Genomic DNA, 23353 nt, shown 5'->3' on the forward strand with positions numbered 1-23353 from the left:
GACCACCATGACGGAAGCCCACTTGCTGGGCCCGGCGGAGATCCGGGAGCTGGCGCAGGAACTGGACGTGGTGCCGACGAAAAAGCTCGGCCAGAACTTCGTCCACGACCCCAACACAGTGCGCCGCATCGTCGCGGCAGCGGGCCTCGAACCCTCAGACGTCGTCGTCGAGGTCGGACCGGGCCTGGGCTCCCTCACGCTCGGCCTCATCGACACGGCCCGCCGTGTCGTCGCCCTCGAGATCGACCCGCGCCTGGCGGGTCGGCTCGCGCAGACGGTGCAGCAACGCGCCCCCTACCACGCCGAGCGCCTCAGCGTGATGAACACAGACGCTCTGCGCGTCACGCGCGCCGACCTCGACGTCGAGCCGACCGCCCTGGTGGCCAACCTGCCGTACAACGTCTCGGTGCCGGTGCTGCTGCACCTGCTGGCGCAGTTCCCCTCCATCCGCCGCGTCCTGGTCATGGTGCAAAAAGAGGTGGCGGACCGGCTTGCGGCCGAGCCGGGTTCCAAGATCTACGGTGTGCCCAGCGTCAAGGCCTCGTTTTACGGCACCGTCTCGCGCGCCGGGGTGATCGGTAAAAACGTCTTCTGGCCCGCGCCCAACATCGAAAGCGGGCTCGTGCGCATCGACGTGGATAACCCCTACCCCCGCGACAAGCGCGACGCTGTCTTCGAGCTCGTCGACGCCGCCTTTGCCCAGCGCCGCAAGACGCTGCGCTCCACTTTGGCCGGCGTCTACGGCTCGCCGGCCGCCGCGGAGGCCGCGCTGCGCGAGGCGGGCATTGACCCGGGGTTGCGCGGGGAGAAGCTGTCGGTGGCGGACTTCGCCGGGCTGGGGGCTGCGCGTGAAGGATAAGCCGCGGGAGTTCTCCGCCTCCGCGCCGGGCAAAGTGAACCTGCACCTCGGCGTCGGTGAGGCGCGCCGCGACGGCTACCACGAGCTGGTGACCGTTTTCCAGGCGGTCGAGCGGAGGGAAGCGGTGCGGCTTTTGGTCAGCCCCGCGCTCGAGACTGTTTCCGCGGGCTCCGTCGTGGAGGGCATGAGCACGTTTTACGGCGTCGCGGAGCCCGGGGAGGATATCGACGGGCCCGCGAACCTCGCCTGGCGCGCCGTCGACGCGGTCGTCGAGGAGTACCGGCGCCAGTACCCGCGCGCGGCCGTCGAGCTGCCGCGGGTGAAGGTCGTGGTGGAAAAGAACGTGTTCGTCGCCGGCGGCATGGCGGGCGGCTCCGCAGACGCCGCAGCGGCGCTCGTGGCCGCCAACGACTACGTCGGCGCCTACGGGCACGCCCCGCTGGGCGAGGACGCTCTGGGCCGCCTCGCCCGCTCCCTCGGTGCGGATGTGCCCTTCTGCCTGGCGGGGGGCACGGCGCTGGGGACCGGGCGCGGCGACGAGCTCGTGGAGATGATGGCGCGCGGGCGCTACCACTGGGTCTTTGTCAACCCCCGCGTGGGCCTGCCCACGGGAGAGGCATTTTCGCTTCTCGACGACCTCCGCCACGACAACCCCGCCCTCGTCGCGCACCTCGACACCGCCGCGCTGGCCCGGGCCCTCCTCACCGGCGAACCCGAGGCCCTGGCCCCCGCCTTGCACAACGACCTCGAGCCCGCCGCTGTGCGGATGCGCCCGCAGCTTCGCCCGCTGCTCGAGCAGGCCGCCGAACTCGGGCTGAGGGCCTTCGTCTCCGGGTCGGGCCCCACGGTCGCGGTCTTGTGCCGAGACGAGGAGCACGCGGCGCAGGTGCTCGCGGAACTAGCGCAACGCTTCCCCGGTTACGAGGCCTTTTTCACCGCCGGCCCCGCCCCGGGCGCGCACGCGTTGTAAATGCGTGCGCGTGGCCCGTGCCACGAGACAAAACTCCGGCGGGCGGGAGGCGGCCGCGAAGCACCCCTTAAACTTGAGGGCCTATGGCTAACCTGATCAATCTCGAAAACGTCTCCAAGACGTGGGGGCTGAAAACGCTGCTCGATGGCGTCTCCCTCGGCGTCCAAACCGGCGACCGCATCGGCATCGTCGGCGTCAACGGCGGCGGCAAGACGACCCTGCTCGAGGTGCTCACCGGCATCGAGCCGCCCGACGAGGGGCGCGTCTCGCACAATTCGGACCTGCGCATGGCCGTGGTGACGCAGCGCTTCGAGCTGGACGAGTCCCTGACCGTGGGTCAGGCCGTCGTCGAGCCGCTGGGCCTGGAGACCTTCGAGTGGGCGTCGAACGCGAAGGTGCGCGAGGTGCTGCAGGGCACCGGCGTCGTCGAGCTCGGCCTGGACACGGCCGTGGGCAACCTCTCCGGCGGGGAGCGCCGCCGCGTCAACCTCGCCGCGGCGCTCGTCCACGACCTCGACCTCGTCGTGCTCGACGAGCCCACTAACCACCTCGACGTCGAGGGCGTGCAGTGGCTCGCCGAGCACCTGCTCAGCCGCAAGGTCGCGGTGGTCGTGGTCACCCACGACCGCTGGTTCCTCGACACCGTGGCCACGCTAACCTGGGAGGTACACGACGGCACGGTGGACGTCTACGAGGGCGGCTACAACGATTGGACCTTCGCCCGCGCCGAGCGCGCCCGCCAGGCCGACGCCATCGAGCAACGCCGCCGTAACCTCGCGCGCAAGGAGCTCGCGTGGCTGCGCCGCGGCGCGCCCGCCCGGACCTCCAAGCCGCGGTATCGCATCGAGGCCGCCGAGGCGCTCATCGCCGACGTCCCCGCCCCGCGCGACAGCGTCGAGCTCATGGCGTTTTCGAAGCAGCGCCAGGGCCGCGTCGTCATCGAGCTCGAGGACGCGCGTATCGACGCCCCCGACGGGCGCACCCTCGTCGACCACCTGACCTGGCGCCTCGCGCCTGGCGAGCGCATCGGCCTGGTGGGGGTCAACGGCTCCGGTAAGACCACGCTCTTGCGCACCTTGGCCGGCGAGTACCCCCTGGCGGCGGGCAGGCGCATCGAGGGTCAGACCACCCGCATCGGCTGGCTGCGCCAGGAGCTCGATGATCTCGACCCCACTCGCCGGGTGATCGAGGCGGTGGAGGACGTGGCCACCTACATCTCCCTGGGGAAAAAGGAGCTGTCGGCCTCACAGCTCGCCGAAAGGCTCGGGTTTTCCCCGAAGCGCCAGCGCACCCCCGTCGGCGACCTCTCCGGCGGGGAGCGCCGTCGCCTGCAGCTCACGAGGGTGCTCATGGGCGAGCCGAACGTGCTGCTTCTCGACGAGCCCACCAACGACCTCGACATCGACACCCTGCAGGAGCTCGAGGACCTGCTGGACGGCTGGCCCGGCACCCTGGTGGTTATCTCCCACGACCGCTACCTCATCGAGCGCATCGCGGACTCCACCTACGCGCTGTTCGGGGACGGCAACCTAACCAACTTGCCGGGGGGAATTGAGCAGTACCTGAGGCGTCGTCAAGCGATGGAGGGCCCCGCTGGCGTGCTGGACCTCGGCGAGGCCGGAGACAAGGCCGAGGAAACGGCGGGGGCGGTCTCCGCGCAGGAGCAGCACGAGCTGACGAAGAAGATGCGCTCGCTGGAGCGGAAAATGGACAAGCTCGGCGAGCAGATCGCCGCGCTGGAATCCGAGGTCGCGGCGCTGTCGCAGGGGAGCGACCCCGATTTCGAGGAGATCGGGGAAAAGACAGAAAAGGCCTCTGGGCTGCGGGGGCAGCGTGAGGAGCTGGAGACGCAGTGGCTCGAGCTGGGGGAGCAGCTGGAGGGCTGAGCGTGGGCCTTTCGGCCTAGTCGAAGAAGTGGGCCACGTCCGTGGTGCCGCCGGCGGCCTCGAACTCCGCCTTGACCGCGTCGCGCAGCGCCGCGTCGGTGAGGAAGTCGAGGGCGACCTGCGCCAAGCCATACGCGCCGTCGACCGCGCCCTTGTCGCCGGCGGCGGATCCCGCGGAGGCGGCGAAGGCGCGGGTGTGCAGAGCAGAGGACTCGGGCGCGACTTTGACCAACGGGTGGATGCCCGGGACTCGGTAGGAGACGTTGCCGAAGTCGGTGGACGCCGCGATGTCCTCGCTGACAACGCCCAGCGGAAGGGGCTCTCGGCCGCGGCGGCGCTGTGCCTCGACCCAGCGAGACAGCAGCTGGTCATTGGTGCGCACCGGCAGGGTGGCGGGGTGCTCGTCCCATTCGATGTCTACCCCGCAACCGGCCATGAGCGCCGCTCCCTTGACCACGTTTTCGACGCGCTCCGAGAGGTTTTTGAGAGTGCCCGGGTACTTGGAGCGGACGTAGAACTTCATCTCGGCGGTCTCGGTGATGATGGACTCGCGCGTGCCGCCCTTGGTGATGATCGCGTGGACGCGGTCGATAGGCGGCATCTGCTGGCGCAGAAGCCCCAGGCCGGTGTAGGTCAGGTTCGCTGCGTCGAGCGCGTTGCGTCCCATGAACGGCTGTGAGGAGGCGTGGGCGGAGACGCCGTGGAAGGTCACCCGCAGAACGCGCCGGCCCAGCCACACCTGGTCGGCCAGGTCGAATCCGTAGGAGTGCAGCATGATGGCGGCGTCGATGTCCGCGGGGGAAAAGGCACCGCCGCGCGCCATGTGCTCTTTGCCGGAGCGGCCCTCCTCGGCGGGGGTACCCAGGTACCTCAGCGTGCCGTCGAACGCGTCCGGGTGGCGCCTGAGCAGCTCCGCGATGGCGATGAACGCGCCCATGCCGGTCGCGGCCATGACGTTGTGGCCGCAGGCGTGGCCGATCTCGGGCAGGGCGTCGTACTCGGAGAGCACGGCGATGGTGGGGCCGTGGCCTGAGCCGACCTGCGTTTCAAAGGCTGTCTCCACCCCGTAGGCGCCCTTGCGCAGGTCCAGGCCGTGGCGCCGCAGGATCTCCTGGATTTTTGCCACGGACCCGTGCTCCTCGAACGCGACCTCCGGGTTGGCGTGCAGGTGCTGGGAAAGCTCGATGATGTCCGCGGAGATCTCCTCGACGATCTGCTCGAGCTCGCGGCTGAGCGGCTCCGAGGCGCCCTCCTGGTCCGGGGCGCGGTAGCGCAGGACCTTCTTGCGGGCGGCGGTATCGGCCTCGACGTGCTTGATGTAGCCGTCGTACGGGGTGGTCGGCTCGTGCGGTGCGGTGTAATCCACGGCGGGGTGTCCTTATCTATGCGAGAGGTGAACGGGTCAGAAGAAGCTGGCGAGCAGAAGGCCCGCTGCCACTGCGGCGGCCACGGCGACAAGGCCTGGGACCATGAACGAGTGGTTGAGTACCAGGTTGCCAATCTTGGTGGTGTTGGTGCGGTCGAAGTTGAGCGCGGCCACCACCGTGCCGTAGGTGGGCAGGAAGAAGGAGCCGTTGACCGCGGGCCACATGGCCACCAGCTGCGGCGCCGCCAGTCCGAGCGTGGCACCGAGCGGCATGAGGGTGCGCGTGGTGGAGGCCTGGGAGAACAGCACGACTGAGGCGGCGAACAGGGCAATGGCGAAGGTCCAGGGCTGGTTGGACACCATGGTGGACAGGCCGTCGACGATGATCTCCTGGTTTGCCTCGATGACGGTGAGGCCGAGCCAGGCCAAGCCGAAGATACCCACGATGGCCACCAGGCCGGTGCGCGCGATCGAGGAGGTGGCGATGTGCTTGACGTCGACACGGGTGACGGTGGCGATTAGCGCCGCGGCGCCGAGCATGACGATCTGGATGACGATCGCAATGTTGAGGGGCTCGCCGTCGGCGTTCGGCGGGCGCCACCCCGGCACGGCGCCGAGGACGACGACGGTGAGCACGGCGACGAGGAAGATCGCCGCGGCGATCCGCGGCGAACCGGCCCGCGCGCCGTTGTCCTCGGCGAGGGCATCCTCCTCGAGCTGGCCGCCCTCCTCGGGGCGGTGCTCCGCCAGCGCCACGAGGGATTCGCGCTCCTCGGGGCTCGGCTCCGAGCCGAGGACCTCGACGAGCGCCTCGTCCACGGAGATGTTGCGGCGCTTGGCCATGCGCTGGGCCCTGACGTAGGCCGGGATGTCCTCCACCTCGCCGCTGGCCACGCGTTCCTGGAACACCGGGTCATCTTCCAGTTCCTTGCCCCAGTTCAGCATGACCAGGGACGCGGCGAGCACGCCGAGCAGGGTGGCGGGCACGGCGATGAGCATGATCTGCGGCAGCGACATGCCCATCGGTTCGACGACCACGATCAGCGCCGCCATCGCCGCCGATACCGGGGAGGCGGTAATGCCCTGGAAGGAGGCGATCACCGCGACGGACATCGGGCGCTCCGGGCGAATGCCGTTGCGCAGCGCGGTGTCGTGGATGACCGGGAGCAGGGGGTAGAGGATGTGGCCGGTTCCTGCGGCGAAGGTGAACAGGTACGACACGAGCGGGGCGATGATGGTGATGCGGCGCGGGTAGTGCCGAATGATGCCTTCCGCCAGGCGGACCAGGAACGCGATACCACCGGCCGCCTGCATCGCCGCCGTGGCGCAGGTGACGGCGAGGATGATGAGCATCACGTCGACGGGGGGTTCGGCGGGGGCCTGGCGGAAACCAAAGGTGATGACGAGGAGGCCAACCCCTCCCCAGAAACCGAGCGCGATACCGCCTTGGCGCGACCCGATCCAGATGCACAGCAGCATGATCACCAGCTGAAGGACGAGGATGGTGACATCCATACTGACTCCTAGTTCAGTTGCAATTCATGGGGAAAATTGATCGGTTTAATAATTTCTATCGTAAATTATCTAGCCCCAAAGAAGAAGCAACTGTGGCGAGCATCAAGTCGCGGCGCGCTTCTCGACGCCCAACTCGACCCGGCTCACACCCCACCCGGCCCGGGCGAGGCGAGCGAGGATCCCCGATTCGCGGGGCAGGTGCGCCACGCCTACGAGCACCAGCGCCTCCCGCTCGCTCACGGCACGCTGCAGGGCGGCGGCCATGTCCCGGTTGCGCCGCAGCATGGCGGGGGAGGTGAAGTCCTTGTCCGCCAGCACGTCGAGGTCCTGCCGCGCGTACCGCTCGAAGATGTCGATGCTGTCCGCCGCGAAGTAGCTGTCTAAGGCCCTGGGAAGATCGGCGTCCTCGCGCAGGTGCGCCAGCTGGACGTCGACGTTTTCGAGCGCGACGACGTCCGCGCCGACGCGTCGCGCGTAGTCGGCGAAGTACAGCTCGGGCTCGAGGGTGGCGCGGCTAAACAGGGGCGAGCGCAGCTGCTCCTCCGAACCGACGAGCGGCACGAGAGAGGCGGCGGGAAGCCGCATCAGCTCGTCTTTCATGGGTGCGAGGCGCGGCGAGGAGGCAAGCACGGTGTCCAGCCGCTCGACGTCCCGCGGCGAAAGCGTCTCGCTGGCGCTTTCCTCCTCCTCGCCGCCGCGCAGGCTGTCCAGCCCCTGCTCCCGGAGCTCGTCGAGGTCGCGCGGGTCGATTTCCAGCACGAGCGTGCCTTTCTGGCGCAGCGCTTTTTCCAGATGGGCGAGGGGAAGCGCAATCTTGGTGTCGTCGATGACGTGGATCGTGCCAAAGACCAGTGATTCCGCCCCAGCCGGGGAGGTCACGGACCAGAAGAGGGAATCGGAAAAAGCGGTCGGGGAGGGCATGTTCCCACGCTAGCGGGGATGGCAGGGGTAGCACGGGGTAAGGGTGCGCGGATCATTTATGTGTCCTGGCTCTCACCCCTTTAAGATGTGGTGAACTCATCATCTCCGGCACAAAAGGAGGGGTCCATGACGGACTCGAATCATACTGGCGGGTCGACAAAGGCCCAGGTAGAGGGCCAGGTACAGGCCCCGAAGGGGATCGGCCCCGCCGTCGGCGCCGTCTTCTTGATGGCCACCTCGTCGATCGGCCCGGGCTTTCTCACCCAAACCTCCGTCTTCACGGTGCAGATGGGGGCGGCCTTCGCCTTCGCCATCCTGCTGTCCATCCTCGTCGACATCGCCATCCAGCTCAACGTGTGGCGCGTCCTCGGCATCTCCGGGCTGCGGGCCAACGAGCTGGGCAACAAGGTGCTGCCGGGCCTCGGCTGGGTCATGGCCGTGCTCGTCTTCGCCGGCGGCGCGGTGTTCAACATCGGCAACATCGCGGGAACAGGCCTGGGCACTAACGCCATGTTTGGCATCGACGCCCGGATCGGCGGCGGCGTGTCCGCGGCCATCGCCATCTTCATTTTCCTCTCCCGGCGCGCCGGGGTGGCCCTCGACCGCATCGTGGTGGCCCTCGGCGCCATCATGATCCTGCTCATGCTCTACGTCGCCATCGTCTCCCAGCCGCCGGTGGGCGAGGCGCTGCGCCAGACCGTCCTGCCCGAGGAGGTCGACTTCCTCGTCATCACCACCCTCATCGGCGGCACCGTGGGCGGCTACATCACCTTCGCCGGTGTCCACCGCCTCATCGATTCCGGCAACGCCGGGCGGGGGAACCTGAAGCAGATCACAGCCTCCTCGGTGCTGGGCGTCGTCGTCATCGGGATCATGCGCGTGCTTCTCTTCTTGGCGGTCCTCGGCGTGGTCGCCACTGGTGTGACCCTGTCGCAGGACAACACCGCGGCCTCCGCCTTCTACGAGGCGGCGGGCGAGTTCGGGCTGCGCGCCTTCGGCCTGGTCCTGTGGGCGGCGGGGCTGTCGTCGGTGATCGGGGCCTCCTACACCTCGATCTCCTTCATCACCACCCAGCAGACGAAGGAGCGCACCCGCAACATCATGACGGTCGCCTTCGTCGCCGTGTGCGCCGTGCTCTACCTCGTGCTGGGCACCGCCCCGCAGACGCTGCTCATCTTCGCCGGCGCCTTCAACGGCCTGATTCTGCCTATCGGCTTCGCGGTGGTGATGTGGGCTGCGTGGCGCCGCAAGGACCTGCTGGAGGGGTACAAGTATCCGGTGTGGCTGCTGATCATCGGCGCGCTTGTGCTGGTGCTCACCGTGTTCATGGGCGTGCGCTCGATCGCAGGCCTGTCCGCCCTCTGGGCCTAAGATAGCGGGGTATGAACCCCGCTTCCTTTACCCCGGCCGAAGCCCGCGCGTTGTCTCGCACCACCCAGGTGCCCACAACCGCGGGCTTTGCGCCTGGTTATGCCCAAGCGAACCTCATTGCCCTCGACAAGCGCTATGCCTTCGACTTCCTCTTGTTCGCCCAGCGCAACCCGAAGCCCTGCCCCCTACTCGGCGTGCTTGAGGCGGGCCAGACCACCTCGGAGCTCTTTGCCGGCGGCGACATCCGCACCGATATCCCCTCGTATCGGATCTACCGCGACGGCCAGCTCATCGCCGAAACCCCCGACGCGGGCGAGTACTGGACCCCCGACACCGTCGGCTTCTTGATCGGCTGCTCCTTCACGTTCGAGCAGGCGCTTCTCAGCGCGCGTATCCCTGTCGCCCACATCGAGCAGGGCCGCAACGTTCCCATGTACCTCACGAATATCGACTGCGCCCCAGCCGGCGTCTTCTCGGGGCCGATGGTGGTCTCCATGCGCCCGATCCCGGCGTCGCAGGTGGCGGACGCCGTGCGTGTGACCTCGCGCTACCCGGCGGTTCACGGCGCGCCCGTCCACGTGGGTGACCCCGCTGCAATCGGGATCCGGGATCTTTCCGCCCCGGATTTCGGCAACGCCGTGGACATCGCCCCGGGAACCATCCCGGTGTTCTGGGCCTGCGGGGTGACCCCGCAGGCCGCGGTGATGCGCTCCAAGCCCGAGCTGGCCATCTGCCACTCGCCCGGGCAGATGCTGGTCACGGACGTGCGTGACAGCTTCTACCAGGTGCCCTAGGGGCGCTTTTCTAGGAGATCGTGGCGATCGTCGCGTTCGCCTTCACGCGCTCGCCCTGCTTCGCCACCAGGGCGACTTGCCCGTCGGTGGGGGCTTTGATGGTGGACTCCATCTTCATCGCCTCGATGGTTGCCAGCGCGTCGCCGGCGGAGACGCTATCGCCGTCGGAGACGAGCCATTCGACGATGGTCGCCTCGTACTTCGTGGTCACGGCGCCCGCCCCGGCCTCGGCGCCCGCGCCGGCCTCGGGGGTGGCGCCCTCCCCGCCGCGCGCGCCCCCGGCGCTGAGCAGGGAGACCGGGATGCCCACGGTGTGGAGCCTGCCGTCGATTTCGATGACCACGCTGGTGCGCTCGTCGTAAAGCTGCTCGATGTCCGAGACCTCGTGGTTGGCCGCGGGGGAGTAGTTGTGGTCCACCCAGTCGGTGTAGACGGCGATGCTCTCGCCGGTCAGCGCGGGGGCGTCGATCATGTCGCGGTGGAAGGGGAGCACGGAGCGCACGCCCTCGATCCGGAACTCGGAGAGGGCTTGGCGGGCGCGGCTGATGGCGGTGCGCCGGTCCGGGCCCCACACGACGAGCTTGCCCATGAGAGAGTCGTAGTACGGGGGGATCGTCGAACCGGTGGTCACGCCGGAATCGATGCGGACCGCGGGGCCGGTGGGGACGTCGAAGTGCGTGATGGTGCCCGGGGAGGGGGCGAAGCCGTTGGTGACGTCCTCGGCATTGATGCGGAACTCGAAGGCGTGGCCCGTGATCTCTGGGTCGCGTCCGGCAAAAGAAAGCGGCTGGCCGTCGGCGATGCGGAACTGCTCGGCGATGATGTCCACGCCCGTGATGGCCTCGGTGATGGGGTGCTCGACCTGGACGCGCGTGTTGACCTCCAGGAAGGACACGGTGCCGTCCTCGGAGACGATGTATTCGACGGTGCCGGCGGAGACGTACCCGGCCTTTTCGCAGATGGCGCGGGCTCCCTCCTCGATGCTGCGGCGCTGCTCCTCGGTGAGGAAGGGCGCGGGGGCCTCCTCGATGAGCTTCTGGAAGCGGCGCTGCGTCGAGCAGTCGCGGGTGCCCAGGACGGCGACGTTGCCGTGGGTGTCGGCGAGGACCTGGGCCTCGACGTGGCGGGGGTGGGTGAGGAACTTCTCCACGTAGCACTCGCCGCGGCCGAAGGCCTCGCGCGCCTCGCGCCCCGCGGAGTTGAAGCCCTCCTCGATGTCCTCTTCGTCGAAGACGACCTTCAGGCCGCGCCCGCCGCCGCCGAAGGCCGCCTTGATGGCAATCGGCATGCCGTGCTCGTCCGCGAAGTCGCGCGCCTCCTCCCAGCTCGACAGCGGCTCGGAGGTGCCTGGGGCGAGCGGAGCCCCGACCTCGACGGCGACGGCGCGGGCGGCGAGCTTGTCGCCGAGAAGCTCGATGGATTCGGGGGCGGGCCCGATCCACGTCAGGCCCGCGTCCTGCACCGCGCGGGCGAAGTCGGCGTTTTCGGAGAGGAAGCCGTAGCCGGGGTGCAGGCAGTCCGCCCCGGCGCGGTGGGCGATGTCGATGAGGGCCGGGATGTTCATGTAGGTCTCGGCCGAGGTGTTGCCTGGCAGCAAGTACGCCTCGTCGGCGACGCGGGTGTGCAGGGCGCCGGTGTCGGGCTCGGAGTAGACGGCGATGGAACGGATGCCGAGGTCGCGGGCGGTGCGGGCGATGCGCACGGCGATCTCGCCGCGGTTGGCAATGAGTACGGCGTTGAGAGTCATGGAGAAAAGTCCTTTTACCTTGACGTGTCTTTTACACGTCTTTTACACGGAATAAAGTTCGAAGCGGATCTTTCCGCCGGGGGGAAGCTGGGCGGCGACGTCGATGTCCTCGCTGATGACCGTCGCGATGACCGGGTAGCCGCCGGTGACTGCGTGGTCGCGCAGGAAGAGCACCGGTTGGCCGGAGGGGGGAATCTGGACGGACCCGGCCACCATTCCCTCCGAGGCCAGCTCGCCCTCGCGCCCCCGCTCGAGCGGGTCGTCCGACTCGAGCCGCAGCCCCACCCGGTTCGATTCCGGAGTGACGGTGAAGGTCGTGGACAGGAAGCGCTCCACGGCCTCCTGCGTAAACCAGTCGTCGCGGGGGCCGAGGACGCAGCGCACCACGCCGACGGTGTCGGCGCCTTCGCGCGCCACGCGCAGCGGGTTGGACAGGAGAGTGCTCGTGGATTGCGGCCGGCCGAGCGAGAGGAAGACGGTGTCGCCCTCCGCGAGGGGCGCCGGCCCGAGGCCGGAGAGCATGTCCGCGGCCGCGGAGCCCAGCTCAGCGTCGGCGACAAGCCCCCCGCGCACCGCGACGTAGGTGCGCATGCCCGTGCGCGGGGCGGAGACCACCAGCTGGGCCCCCGCCGGCACGATGGCGGGCTGGGCGGCAAGAACCGGGCGGGCGTCGACCGTGATGTCGGCCTCCGCGCCGGTGACGCAGACGACGGCCTCGGTCAGGGCGCGAAGCGCCAGGCCGCCGACGTTTTCCAGCAGGGTCGCCCCGCGCGGGTTGCCCACAGCGGCGTTGGCGGCGTGCGCGGAGGCGCTGTCGGCGAAGCCCGAGGTGGTCACCCCGATATCCCCGTTGCCCGGTCGGCCGCGGTCCTGGTAGAGCGCCTGCAGGCCGGGGTCCTCGACGGTGAAGACGGGCCGCCGCGGCGGGCGTCGGAGGTGGAGTTCGCTGTGAGCGGCCTGCTCCGGCAGCTCATCGACGGCCACGTAGCGCACGCGGTCGCCGGGGGAGATCAGAGCCGGCGGCGTGGCGGCGGAATCCCACATCGGAGTGCGCGTGGTGCCCACCAGCTGCCACCCGCCGGGGGAGGTGCGCGGGTAGACGGCGGAGAAGTCGCCCGCGAGCGCCACCGCGCCCGCGGGAACCTGGGTGCGCGGGGTCGCGCGGCGCGGGATGTCCAGCGCGCGTCCGGGCTGCTCCGGGACGCAGTAGGTGAAACCCGGGGCGAAGCCGCCGAAGGCGGCGACCCAGGTGGTGGAGGTGTGCCAGTCGATCAGCTCGGCGCTGCTCATGCCGAGCGAATCCGCGAGTTCGGCCAGGTCGGCGCCGTCGTAAAGCACCTCGATCTCGATGTCGCGCGCGGTTGCGCGCGCGGCGGCGTCCGGGGCGTAGGAGGCGAGCGCCTCGGTTGCAGCGGTGGCCGCGCCGGGGGAGTCGAAGGTGACAAGTACGGTGCGCGCGGCGGCGACGACGTCCGTTTGGCGGGGCAGCGGCTGCGCGGTGAGAGCCGCGTGCCAGTCCATCACCGTGGCTAGGTCAGGCAAATCGACGATGAGCGCGCGGCTGCCCACGCGCTTGACCACGGGTGCGCTCACAGGAAACTCCTGATCTCGATGCCCTCGTCGGCCAGGCGCGCGACGACGCTGCGGGTCAGTTCGACCGAGCCCGGGGAATCCCCGTGCACGCAGACGGACTCGGCGTCGACGTTGATCTCGGTGCCGTCGACGGCGGTGACGGAGCCGGTCGCCGCGACCTGGAGGACGCGGCGGGCCACGGCGTCGGGGTCGTGCATGACGGCGTTCGGCTCGCGGCGGGGCACGAGCGTGCCGTCCGGGGTGTAGCCGCGGTCGGCGAAGGCCTCGCGGACGACGCGCAGGCCGGCGCGTTCGGCGATGTCCACGGCCACCCCGCCCGGCAGGAGCATGACGGGCAGGTCGGGGCTGTACGCCTTGATACCGTCGACCACCGCGCGGGCGTGCGCCTCGTGGTGGACGATGGTGTTGTAGAGAGCGCCGTGCGGCTTGACGTAGCGCACCTGTGTGCCGTTCGCGCGGGCGAGCGCGTCGAGGGCGCCGATCTGGTAGAGCACTTCGTCGGCAAGCTCGGCGGGGGCGTAGTCCACGAAGCGGCGGCCGAAGGCGGCCGGGTCGTTGTAGGCGGGGTGCGCGCCGACGACGACCCCCGCCCGCGCGGCGGCGGCGAGAGTCCCGGCGATGGAGTGGGGGTCCCCGGCGTGGAAGCCGGCTGCGACGTTCGCGCTGGAGACCATCTCGAGCATGGCGGCGTCGTCGGCAACGGGGTTGCCGGCCGTGGTTTCGCCCAGGTCGGCGTTGAGGTCGATGGTTGTGCTCACGTTCGTGTGCCTTCCCAAAAAAGAAACAAAAAGAAACGGAGTGCGGCTTGGGGCGGATGCGCCCTCGCCACACGTGGTCAATGCCTTATTTATACCGCGCCCGGCGCCGAGTTTCGGCGACGGGCTGTTCCGCCGTGCTTGTACGCTGGGGCGCATGATTTTGATGAACGTCAGGTTCATCCCGAAGCCCGAGTACGTGGAGAACTTCCGCGAACTCGTCGACGACTTCACCCGCGCGACCCGGGCAGAGGAAGGTTGCCTCTTCTTCGACTGGTACCGCGATACCGATAACCCGGGCCGCTACATCCTCGTCGAGGGCTTCGCGGACGACGCCGCGGAGGCGCACGTGAACTCCGAGCATTTCGAGCGGGCGGCCGAGCTGTTTCCGACGATCCTGGTTGAGACCCCCTCCATCATCAACACCCTCATCGAGGGCAAAACCGAGTGGGACGAGATGGCGGAGTTCAAGGTGGAGTAGAACTCCGGAGTAGAAGTCAGGGGCGCGGCCGGTCACGGTAGCGTGGACAGGCATGAGCGAGGCGAAAAAGAAGAAGTCCGGAAAGCCGCCGAAGCTGTCGAAGAAGGCGTACGAAAAGGAGCTTTTGCGCCTGCAGGCCGAGCTGGTGGACATGCAGCAGTGGGTCGTGGAGACGGGCGCGCGGCTCGTCGTGGTCATGGAGGGCCGCGACGGCGCCGGGAAGGGCTCGGCGATCAAGCGCATCACGCAGTACCTCAACCCGCGTACCTGCCGAATCGAAGCGCTGCCTGCGCCGACGGAGCGCGAGCGGACGCAGTGGTACTTCCAGCGCTACGTCGAGCGCCTCCCGGCCGCCGGCGAGATCGTCATCTTCGATCGCTCGTGGTATAACCGGGCCGGCGTCGAGCGAGTCATGGGTTTTTGCACCTCGCAGGAATACCGCCGCTTCCTGCACCAGGCGCCGATTTTCGAGCGCCTCCTCGTCGAGGACGGCATCATGCTGCGCAAATACTGGTTCTCCGTGTCCGACGAGGAGCAGCTGCGCCGCTTTGAGGCCCGCCGGGAGGACCCGCTGCGGCGCTGGAAGCTCTCGCCAATGGACCTCGAATCCATCACTCGCTGGGAGGACTACTCGCGGGCGAAGGACGAGATGTTCGTGCACACGGACATCCCCTCGGCCCCGTGGTACACGGTCGAAAGCGAGGACAAGAAGCGCTCGCGCATCAACGTCATATCGCACCTTTTGTCCACCATCCCCTACGAGCGGATTGCGCGGGACCTGCCGGAAATCCCCGACCGGCCGGAGGGCGAGGGCTACAAGCGCCCCCCGCGCAACGAGTTCAACTACGTGCCCGACGTGGCCAGGAAGCTCGAGAAGAAGGCTTAGCGACGCCCCCGCGGCGTCGACACAGTCGCGTCCCCGGGCACCCAAAACCGCAGAGGCGCCTCGGTGTTTTTCGAGATGCCGACGCGTGGGCCGCGCACCCATTCGGGCTCGTCCTCGCGCGCGCTGATCTCGACGGGCGTGCCGTTGTCCGCCAGCTCGAGCCCGAGCGCCCGGCCCAGGTTGCCGGGGCCGCGCGCCAGGTTTTCGTGCTGGATCGGCGCGCGATCGGGCCGCTGGCGCCGCTGGCGGGCGAGGTCCTCCCCGGCGACGACTTCCCCGCCGCGCATGAGGCAGCCCTGGCCCTCGCCCTCCGGCGCGCAGACGATGTTGCCGTTGTGGTGGATCCCGTAGGAGAGATAGACGTAGAGGCGCCCGGGTGGGCCGAACATCGCCGCGTTGCGCGCCGTCTTTCCCCGGTAGGTGTGCGCGGCGGGATCGGAGGAGCCGAGGTAGGCCTCCACCTCGGTCAGCCGGATTGTCACGCCGTTGTGGGTGATGAGGCAGCCGAGCAGTTGCGGGGCGACGATGTCGGCGGGGGCGGTGAAGTCGATGTCCATCGACCCGATGCTATGCGCACCGGGTTATCGGTGCCGATACAGGGTGACGCCCCGGGCATGTGGCGGTCCCGGGGCGTCCAACGAGAAATGCTGTGCGGAACTACTGGGCGATCGCCCCCTTTCTATAGGTAAGGCTAGCCTAATGTACAACACGCCGTGGGTGGAGTCAACCAATCGAACGGTTGATTCCCGGGGCCTGGTCGGCAGTGTTGTGGAACACTTGGGACATGACTTCTCATGAGGAACCACAGGTAATCACGGACGTGGTGGAGCGCACCGGTATCATCACGCTCAACCGGCCCAGGGCCCTGAACTCCCTGAACAGGGGGATGGTCTCCCTGATCGCGGAGGCCCTAGACGCCTGGCGCGACGACGATGCCATAGACCAGGTGGTCATCCGCTCCTCCGGCAAGCACTTTTGCGCCGGCGGCGACGTCCGCGCGGCGCGCGAGGGCGTGCTCAACGGCAACGCCGACGAGGTGGACCGCTTCTTCGCGGAGGAGTACGCCCTCAACCTGGAGATCTCCCGTTACCCGAAGCCCTACATTGCTCTGGTCGGCGGCGTTGATATGGGCGGTGGGCTGGGAGTCTCGGCGCACGGCTCCCATCTGGTTGTCACCGAGGAAGCCGTCGCGTCCATGCCGGAGATGAACATCGGGTTTGTCACCGACGTGGGGATGAGCTGGCTCTTGCAGCGCCTGCCCGGTCACCCCTCGCAGTCCCTCGGGGCGTTCCTCGCGCTCACCGGCTACCGCCTGGCGGCCGACGACATGCTCGCCACCGGCCTGGCCACGCACAAAGTGGACTCGCTCGACGGGCTCGCCGAGCGCATCGCCGCGGAAGGTCTCGGCGTGCTCGACGAGGTAGCTGTCGAAGCCGGGCCCGCCACACTCGAGCCCTGGTACGAGCAGATCGACGCCGTCTTCGACGGCACCTGGGCTGAGATCACCGAACGCCTCGGCGACTACCCGGACCTGGCAAAGTTGGTCGGCGAGCTCACCGCGCAGGCCTCGCCCTCCGCCCTTGTCGCCGCGGCCGAACTCGTCCGCGTCAACGCCGAGCGCGACCTCGAGGGGGCGTTGCGCAACGAGCGCACACTCGGCGCGGTTTTGTCCCGGGAGCCCGACTTCGCTGAGGGGGTGCGGGCGGTGCTCGTGGACAAGACGCACGATGCCCGCTTCACCCCGCAGCAGGGGCCCGAAAAATACCGCGAGGTCCTGCGCTAAGCCGGGGGTAACCTCGCAGTGCCCGGTATGGCTCCCGGGGCGGGGTGATCCGATAGAATTGACCCCCAGCGCGCACCCCCGGGGGCGCACACAGTTTTGTTAGTTTGTCGAGCCCGCACCCACGAAGGACGATTGTGACTGAAGCTACCTCCACCCCCAACGACTGGAACCACAAGCTGACCCTCGCGCAGGAGATGCTTCCCCTGATCAGCCAGCTGCACCGCGAGAACAACGTGGTCACCTCGATCTACGGGCGGCTGCTTGTGGGAGTGACCGACATCGACATCATCAAGGCGCACCGCTACGCCCGGCGCATCGTCGAGCGGGAGCTGCCTTTGGATGACACGCTGCCGATCCTCAGGGAACTCGTCCAGTTCAACCTCGGCACTGCGTCCATCGACCTCGGGCGCCTGGCCAAGAACTTCTCGCGCGCCGAGGGCCAGGACCTGCGGTCCTTCCTCGAAGCGGAGCTTGGCGAGGTGATCAACGGCGGCGACGAGCTCGAACCGCGCGACGTGGTCCTCTACGGCTTCGGCCGCATCGGCCGCCTCCTCGCGCGCATCCTCATCGCCCGCGAGGCGATGTACGGCGGCGTACGTCTGCGCGCGGTGGTTGTACGCAAGAAGGGCGCCGACGACATCGTCAAGCGCGCCTCCCTGCTGCGCCGCGACTCCGTCCACGGCCCCTTCAACGGGACGATCTCCGTCGACGCGGACAAGGAGATCATCTGGGCCAACGGCACCCCGATCCAGATGATCTACTCGGATGATCCCGCCGGGATCGACTACACCAGCTACGGCATCGACAACGCCATCGTGGTGGACAACACGGGCCGCTGGCGCGACCGCGAGGGCCTGTCCCAGCACCTGTCTTCCACGGGCGTCGACCGCGTCGTTCTCACCGCGCCGGGCAAGGGGGATGTGCGCAACATCGTTTACGGCGTCAACCACGCCGACATCACCGGCGAGGAGTCCGACCGCGTCATCTCCGCGGCCTCGTGCACCACCAACGGCATTACCCCGGTGCTCAAGGTGATCAACGACCGCTACGGCGTGAAACACGGGCACGTGGAAACCGTGCACGCGTACACCAACGACCAAAACTTGGCGGACAACTACCACAAGGGCCCGCGCCGCGGGCGTGCCGCCGCGCTGAACATGGTGCTCACCGAAACCGGCGCGGCCAAGGCAGTGTCCAAGGCGCTGCCCGAGTTCGAAGGCAAGCTGACCGGCAACGCCATCCGCGTGCCCACCCCTGACGTTTCTATGGCCGTGCTGAACCTCGACCTCGAGCGCGAGGTGGAAAAGGACGAGGTCAACGACTTCCTCCGCCGCGTGTCCACCGATTCGAACCTGCGCCAGCAGATCGACTACATCAATTCCCCGGATATCGTCTCCACCGACCTGCTCGGCTCCACCCACGCCGGCGTGGTCGACGGCCTGGCCACGATCGCCTCGGGCAACCACCTCGTCCTCTACGTCTGGTACGACAACGAGTACGGTTACTCTAACCAGGTCATCCGCATCGTCGAGGAGATCGGCGGCGTGCGCCCGAACATCTACCCGGAGCGCAAGGACCCTCAGGAGATTCGCTAACTCGTGGTTGTGCGGCGCTGGGCAGCGGCCTGCACCGCCGCCTCGTAGACCTCGACGAGCTTCTCGGTGGAGGCCCGCCAGGACCAGCGCTCGGCTTCCTGGCGGGCCGCGCGCGCCATCCGGTCGCGGGTGTCCGCATCGCGCAGTAGCTCCACCACCCGCTCGGCCCACGCGGAATCAGGAAGCTGCGGGTCGACGAGAAAACCGGTCTCACCGTCGTTGATGACGAAGGGGACCCCGCCCGCGCAGGCGCCCACCACGGGAACTCCCGAGGCGAAAGACTCGAGGGCGACAAAGCCGAGCGTCTCGGTTGTGGAAGGAAAGAGGAAGACGTCGCCGGAGGCGAATGCCGCGGCGAGGGTGTCGCCGGAGAGATAGCCGGTGAAGGTGATCCACTCCCTGTCCATCCGTTCGCGCAGCTGAGCATACTGGGGGCCTTCGCCGACGAGCGCTAGGCGGGCGTCGGGGACCGTGCGGCGCACTTCCTCCATGATTCCGAGGGTGCGTTCGACATCTTTTTCAGCAGAGATCCGGCCGACGTAAGTGACGAGGGGCGCGTCGGGGTGGCCGTCGCTAAGCAAAGTGCGGGCCTCGAGAGAACGGCGGGAAGGGGAAAATCCCTCGGTGTCCACGGCCTTCGGCCACAGCTCGAGGTTGCTCAGGCCGTAGTCGGCGGCCTTCTCAAGCATCGGGGCCGAGGTGACCAAGTTCCGCTCGGCGCGATTGTGGAACAGCTGTAGGCCGAACTTAGCCAGCGGCCTCACCCAGGAAATACCGAGCCTGCGGGTGTACTCGGGGACGTCGGTGTGGAAGGAGGCGACCACCGGGATGCCTCTGCCGCGCGCGTACAGGGCGGAAAACCCCGCCGTCCACATTGGGTTGATGGCGTGGGCGACGTCGGGGCGGAACTCCGCGAGCGCGCGCGGCATGCGGGGGGAGGGCAGGCCGAAGTGGATCTCCGGGTAGACCGGCCAGAACGGTAGGGAGGGCACCGAGACCACCTTGAAGCCGGCGTATTCGCTCGGCGGGTTGCCGGTGGCGAAGACGAGCACCTCGTGGCCCATGTCGGCGAGCTGCTCAAGGGTGCGCGACGTACGGGTGACCACCCCGTCGATCTTCGGCAGGAAGACCTCGGTGAAGACGGCGATGCGCATTTACTTCTCGCCGTCGGGTACGCCTTCGGCCTGGGCGGCGGTCCACAGGGACCGCGCCGGGATCTTCGAGCGGTCCGCCCGGTCCGCGTACTTCTTGGCCACGTCCTCGACCTCGCGCAAAAGCCCCTCTTCGAGGAACGTCGGCTCCAAGCCCAGGCTGAGGAAGGTGTCGTTGGAGACGTGCAGCTCGTTTTCCGCTGACTCTTTGCGCGGGTTGGGCACCATGGCCACCTCCGCGCCGGAGATTCGAGAGATGAGCTCGGCGAGATCGCGCACGCGGTGGGTCTCGGTCATCTGGTTGAAGATCTTGACGCGCTCGCCGCGCTGCGGCGGGTTCTCCACCGCGAGCTGGATGCACTTGGCCATGTCCCGGATGTGGATGAACGCGCGGGTCTGGCCGCCCGTGCCGTGGACGGTCAGTGGGTAGCCCACGGCCGCCTGCATAAGGAAGCGGTTGAGCACCGTGCCGTAGTCGCCGTCGTAGTCGAAGCGGTTGATAAGGCGCTCGTCGCGTTCCGTCTGCGGGGTGTGCGTACCCCAGATGATGCCCTGGTGCAGGTCGGTGATGCGCAGCTCGTCGTTCTTGGCGTAGTAGGCAAACAGGTTCTGGTCCAGCACCTTCGTCATGTGGTACACGGAGCCGGGGTTGGTGGGGTAGAGGATCTGCTTTTCAACCGTGCCGCCTTCGTCGGTGGAGACGGTGACATCGAGGTAGCCCTCCGGGATCTTCATCCCGGCGGTGCCGTAGCCGTAGACGCCCATGGTGCCAAGGTGGACGACGTGGACGTCGAGGCCCGATTCGACGATGGCGACGAGCAGGTTGTGCGTGGCGTTGACGTTGTTGTCCACCGTGTAGCGCTTCGTGCGGTGGTTCTTCATGGAGTACGGTGCCGCCCGCTGCTCCGCGAAGTGAATGACGGTGTCGGGGCGCTCGCGTGTGATGAACTCGAGCAGCCCGTCGAAGTCGCGGGCGACGTCAAGGTTGACGAAGCCGATCTCGCGGCCCGAGACCTCTGTCCACGCGGCCAGGCGCTCCTCGATCGACGCGATCGGGGTGAGCGACTCCGCGCCGAGTTCTTCGTCGATGGCGCGCCGCGAGAGGTTGTCCACGATGGTGACGTCGTGGCCGAGGTCGGACAGGTGCAACGCCGCCGGCCAGCCGCAGAATCCGTCACCGCCAAGAACTGCAATCCGCACAACAATCCCTTTCTCCGAACTCGTTCTTCGAACTTAGCGCGTGCTCGCGCTCGACGTATTAGCCGCGACGCATTCAGCCACGGGCTTCTAGCAAGATTACAGTTTGCGCCAACAAGGCGCTCGGCGAACCGGGTGAACGCTTGGTGACGCGGAGGGTACTTTCCGGGACACGGGGGGCCCGCGTTCGGTAGTGTTTCGCCCATGAAAACAACTGAGGCAGTCATCATTGTCGGTACCGGTCTCGCCGGCCTCGTCGCGGGGTATGAGGCGAGCAAAGCGGGGCGAACAGTCATCTTCGTCGACCAGGAAAGCAGCGCAAACCTCGGCGGCCAGGCCTTCTGGTCCCTTGGCGGGTTGTTCATGGCGGGCTCCCCGGAGCAGCGGCTCATGCGGGTCAAGGACACCGAAGAACTCGCCTGGATGGACTGGGAGAACTCCGCCGACTACGACGATGCCGAGTACGACACCTGGCCGCGCAGATGGGGCAGGGAGTTCGTGCGCTTTGCGGCCAACGAGATGCACGGCTACCTCAAGGAGCTTGGCTTGCGCGTCCTACCCACGGTGGGTTGGGCCGAGCGCGGCTCGGGCGACGCGTCGGGTCACGGTAACTCGGTGCCGCGCTTCCACGTCACCTGGGGAACGGGCCCCGAGGTCGTCCGGGTGTTCAGGGAACCCGTCCTGCGCGCCGCGGAGGAGGGCAGGGTGGAGTTCCGCTTCCGCCACCGGGTCGACCAGCTCATCGTCGAGGGCGGCCGCGTCGTGGGCGTGCGGGGGGCCCGGCTGGCGGAGGATCACGGGGCGCGCGGGGAGGCGTCGAATAGCGACGAGCTCGAGCCCTTCGAGTTGCGCGGCGCGGCCGTGGTCATGGCCACCGGCGGTATCGGCGGCAACCTGGAGAAGGTCCGCCGTTCGTGGCCGGACGAGCGCTGGGGACCGTGCCCCGAGAACCTGGTCACGGGCGTGCCCGAGTTCGTGGACGGGCGCGGTATCGACATCGCCGCCGCAGCCGGGGCCCGCCTGGTCAACACCGACCGCATGTGGCACTACCCCGAGGGCATGATCAACTGGGACCCCGTGTGGCCGGGCCACGGCATCCGCATTATCCCCGGGCCCAGCGCGCTGTGGCTCGACGCGACCGGCACGCGCCTGCCCACCCACCTGTTCCCGGGGTCGGACAACATCGAGGCGCTCGCACACATCGGGCGGACTGGGCACGGCTACTCGTGGTTCGTGCTCAACCAGGCGATTGCCGATAAGGAATTCATCTTCTCCGGCTCGGAGCAAAACCCCGACCTGACGGACAAGTCCCTGAAGAAGCTCGCGGGTAAGCTCTCCTCGGGTACGCCTGGAGCGATCAAGGCCTTCCAGGACAACGGCGTCGACTGGGTCACCGCGGATACGGTCGAAGAACTCGTCGAGGGCATGAACAAGCTTGGCGACGTCCCCATCGACGTCAACCACGTCCGCCGCCAGCTGGTCGAGCGCGACGCGCAGACGGCCAACCCGTTTTCCAAGGACATCCAGGTTAACTACATCCGTATGGCGCGTGGTTTCCTCGGGGACAAGATCGTGCGCGTGCACCCGCCGCACCGGCTGCTCGACGAGTCGAAGGGGCCGCTGATCGCGGTGCGCCTGCACGTTCTGACCCGCAAGACCCTCGGCGGGATCGAGACGGACCTCTCGGGGCGCGCGCTGACCGCCGAAGGCGAGGTACTCGCGGGCCTCTACGCCTGCGGCGAAGCGGCCGGCTTCGGCGGCGGCGGGATGCACGGCAAAAACGCCCTGGAGGGGACCTTCCTGGGCGGGTGTATCCACTCGGGTAAGCGTGTGGGGGAGGCGCTGGGGCGCGCCTAGGCACATTCGAAAAAGAGGTCCAAAAAAGGATGGTTGGTGTCCGGGTGGTGGCGTACGTTTATGGCCAATACCACGCGGAAGGGGAGGGCTGTGAGCACCGCCATGAACACCATATTGATCAGATCGAGCGCAGCCTCCCGGTCGTCGCCGAGGCGATGGCGCAGCCCGATGCACGGCAGTTCACCGCGACCCATCGGCCATTGGAGAAGCTGCGAGAAGCGCTAGCCTACCTCGGCGGCATCTACGCCTCTTTCGCCTTCATCTGCCAGTGCGCCAACGCCGGCGCGTTCGTCGTGGCGACGTACCCGGTGGAGTACTTCATCCAGCGCATGGGCGTCTCGCGCGCCACAGCATTCGAGTGGCTCTCCCGGGGCACAGCCCTCTTCGCAGACCCGGAATAGGCTCCCGTCGACGAAGGACCCGACGAGGAGGCCCGCCGACGCGCGGAGGACGAGCGCAAGGACGAAGAACGGGCGCGGAAGGCCGCCCGCGATCGTACGGCGAGCGAGGGGAAGCAGCGCATTATCATCCAGGCGCTGCACAACCTCAACGGGTACTCCGACCCGGGCCGGCCGGGAATCTACGCGCAGGCCATGGAGGTCGCGGGGAAGATGAACCCGAAGGAG

The 23353-nt window shown here is 68.2% G+C and carries 20 protein-coding genes; 11 read left to right on the top strand and 9 right to left on the bottom strand.

Annotation, left to right across the window (positions count from 1 at the left end; all coding sequences use genetic code 11):
- The first annotated feature begins 7 nt into the window (after positions 1–7).
- The 3 genes from rsmA (at position 8) to CAURIS_RS03705 (ending at position 3715) form a co-directional block, all read left to right on the top strand.
- Entirely contained in the window at positions 8–859 is an 852-nt protein-coding gene (gene rsmA, locus CAURIS_RS03695; protein ID WP_290342876.1) for a 16S rRNA (adenine(1518)-N(6)/adenine(1519)-N(6))-dimethyltransferase RsmA, read from the top strand.
- Positions 849–1829, top strand: coding sequence for a 4-(cytidine 5'-diphospho)-2-C-methyl-D-erythritol kinase (locus CAURIS_RS03700; RefSeq protein ID WP_290342877.1), 981 nt, complete (start codon positions 849–851; stop codon positions 1827–1829). The genes rsmA and CAURIS_RS03700 overlap by 11 nt, the downstream gene beginning before the upstream one ends.
- An 83-nt stretch (positions 1830–1912) precedes the next feature.
- Positions 1913–3715, top strand: coding sequence for an ABC-F family ATP-binding cassette domain-containing protein (locus tag CAURIS_RS03705; RefSeq protein WP_290342878.1), 1803 nt, complete (start codon positions 1913–1915; stop codon positions 3713–3715).
- 16 nt (positions 3716–3731) lie between these two features.
- Here the strand turns inward: CAURIS_RS03705 and CAURIS_RS03710 are convergent, their stop codons facing one another.
- The 3 genes from CAURIS_RS03710 to CAURIS_RS03720 form a co-directional block, all read right to left on the bottom strand.
- Positions 3732–5081, bottom strand: coding sequence for a M20 family metallopeptidase (locus CAURIS_RS03710; protein WP_290342879.1), 1350 nt, complete (start codon positions 5079–5081; stop codon positions 3732–3734).
- A 36-nt stretch (positions 5082–5117) separates the two neighbouring features.
- Positions 5118–6596 carry an anaerobic C4-dicarboxylate transporter family protein gene (locus CAURIS_RS03715; protein WP_290342880.1) on the bottom strand — a complete coding sequence of 493 codons (1479 nt, stop codon included), beginning with the start codon at positions 6594–6596 and terminating at the stop codon, positions 5118–5120.
- A gap of 102 nt (positions 6597–6698) precedes the next feature.
- Positions 6699–7517, bottom strand: a complete 819-nt coding sequence (locus CAURIS_RS03720) for a TraB/GumN family protein (RefSeq protein WP_290342881.1) — start codon at positions 7515–7517, stop codon at positions 6699–6701.
- 126 nt (positions 7518–7643) lie between these two features.
- Between CAURIS_RS03720 and CAURIS_RS03725 the strand changes: the two genes are divergently transcribed.
- Entirely contained in the window at positions 7644–8888 is a 1245-nt protein-coding gene (locus CAURIS_RS03725; RefSeq protein ID WP_435384022.1) for an NRAMP family divalent metal transporter, read from the top strand.
- 11 nt (positions 8889–8899) lie between these two features.
- Positions 8900–9682 carry a putative hydro-lyase gene (locus CAURIS_RS03730; RefSeq protein WP_290342882.1) on the top strand — a complete coding sequence of 261 codons (783 nt, stop codon included), beginning with the start codon at positions 8900–8902 and terminating at the stop codon, positions 9680–9682.
- Between the two features lie 10 nt (positions 9683–9692).
- Here the strand turns inward: CAURIS_RS03730 and CAURIS_RS03735 are convergent, their stop codons facing one another.
- The 3 genes from CAURIS_RS03735 to CAURIS_RS03745 are packed head-to-tail and all read right to left on the bottom strand — an operon-like array spanning position 9693 to position 13780.
- Positions 9693–11429, bottom strand: coding sequence for an ATP-binding protein (locus CAURIS_RS03735; RefSeq protein ID WP_290342883.1), 1737 nt, complete (start codon positions 11427–11429; stop codon positions 9693–9695).
- A gap of 42 nt (positions 11430–11471) precedes the next feature.
- A complete protein-coding gene (locus CAURIS_RS03740) occupies positions 11472–13022 on the bottom strand; it encodes a 5-oxoprolinase subunit B/C family protein (protein WP_290342884.1) in 1551 nt (516 codons plus the stop codon).
- Positions 13019–13780, bottom strand: a complete 762-nt coding sequence (locus CAURIS_RS03745; RefSeq protein WP_290342885.1) for a LamB/YcsF family protein — start codon at positions 13778–13780, stop codon at positions 13019–13021. The genes CAURIS_RS03740 and CAURIS_RS03745 overlap by 4 nt, the downstream gene beginning before the upstream one ends.
- A gap of 154 nt (positions 13781–13934) precedes the next feature.
- On the opposite strand from CAURIS_RS03745, the gene CAURIS_RS03750 reads away from it, so the two are divergent.
- A complete protein-coding gene (locus CAURIS_RS03750; protein WP_290342886.1) occupies positions 13935–14258 on the top strand; it encodes a putative quinol monooxygenase in 324 nt (107 codons plus the stop codon).
- Positions 14259–14310: 52 nt separating this feature from the next.
- Positions 14311–15144: a polyphosphate kinase 2 gene (gene ppk2 / locus CAURIS_RS03755; RefSeq protein ID WP_290342887.1), complete on the top strand. Its 834-nt coding sequence runs from the start codon at positions 14311–14313 to the stop codon at positions 15142–15144.
- On the opposite strand, the gene CAURIS_RS03760 is transcribed toward ppk2, so the two are convergent.
- Positions 15141–15701 carry a DNA-3-methyladenine glycosylase gene (locus tag CAURIS_RS03760; protein WP_290342888.1) on the bottom strand — a complete coding sequence of 187 codons (561 nt, stop codon included), beginning with the start codon at positions 15699–15701 and terminating at the stop codon, positions 15141–15143. The genes ppk2 and CAURIS_RS03760 overlap by 4 nt on opposite strands.
- A 227-nt stretch (positions 15702–15928) precedes the next feature.
- Here CAURIS_RS03760 and CAURIS_RS03765 point away from each other — a divergent pair, with 227 nt between their 5' ends.
- Positions 15929–16927, top strand: a complete 999-nt coding sequence (locus CAURIS_RS03765; RefSeq protein WP_290342889.1) for a 3-hydroxyisobutyryl-CoA hydrolase — start codon at positions 15929–15931, stop codon at positions 16925–16927.
- Between the two features lie 194 nt (positions 16928–17121).
- Positions 17122–18522, top strand: coding sequence for a glyceraldehyde-3-phosphate dehydrogenase (locus CAURIS_RS03770; RefSeq protein ID WP_290343300.1), 1401 nt, complete (start codon positions 17122–17124; stop codon positions 18520–18522).
- Here CAURIS_RS03770 and CAURIS_RS03775 read toward each other — a convergent pair.
- Together CAURIS_RS03775 and CAURIS_RS03780 are read right to left on the bottom strand one after the other, a co-directional pair.
- Positions 18519–19676 carry a glycosyltransferase family 4 protein gene (locus CAURIS_RS03775; protein WP_290342890.1) on the bottom strand — a complete coding sequence of 386 codons (1158 nt, stop codon included), beginning with the start codon at positions 19674–19676 and terminating at the stop codon, positions 18519–18521. The genes CAURIS_RS03770 and CAURIS_RS03775 overlap by 4 nt on opposite strands.
- Positions 19677–20873 carry an NAD-dependent epimerase/dehydratase family protein gene (locus tag CAURIS_RS03780; RefSeq protein ID WP_290342891.1) on the bottom strand — a complete coding sequence of 399 codons (1197 nt, stop codon included), beginning with the start codon at positions 20871–20873 and terminating at the stop codon, positions 19677–19679.
- A 201-nt stretch (positions 20874–21074) separates the two neighbouring features.
- On the opposite strand from CAURIS_RS03780, the gene CAURIS_RS03785 reads away from it, so the two are divergent.
- Both CAURIS_RS03785 and CAURIS_RS03790 read left to right on the top strand, forming a co-directional pair.
- A complete protein-coding gene (locus CAURIS_RS03785; protein WP_290342892.1) occupies positions 21075–22727 on the top strand; it encodes an FAD-binding dehydrogenase in 1653 nt (550 codons plus the stop codon).
- A 47-nt stretch (positions 22728–22774) separates the two neighbouring features.
- The gene (locus CAURIS_RS03790; RefSeq protein ID WP_290342893.1) at positions 22775–23128 is read left to right on the top strand and encodes a hypothetical protein; all 354 of its coding nucleotides are present in this window, start codon (positions 22775–22777) and stop codon (positions 23126–23128) included.
- Positions 23129–23353: the final 225 nt, after the last annotated feature.

The organism is Corynebacterium auris, assembly GCF_030408575.1.
Taxonomy (GTDB): Bacteria; Actinomycetota; Actinomycetes; order Mycobacteriales; family Mycobacteriaceae; genus Corynebacterium; species Corynebacterium auris.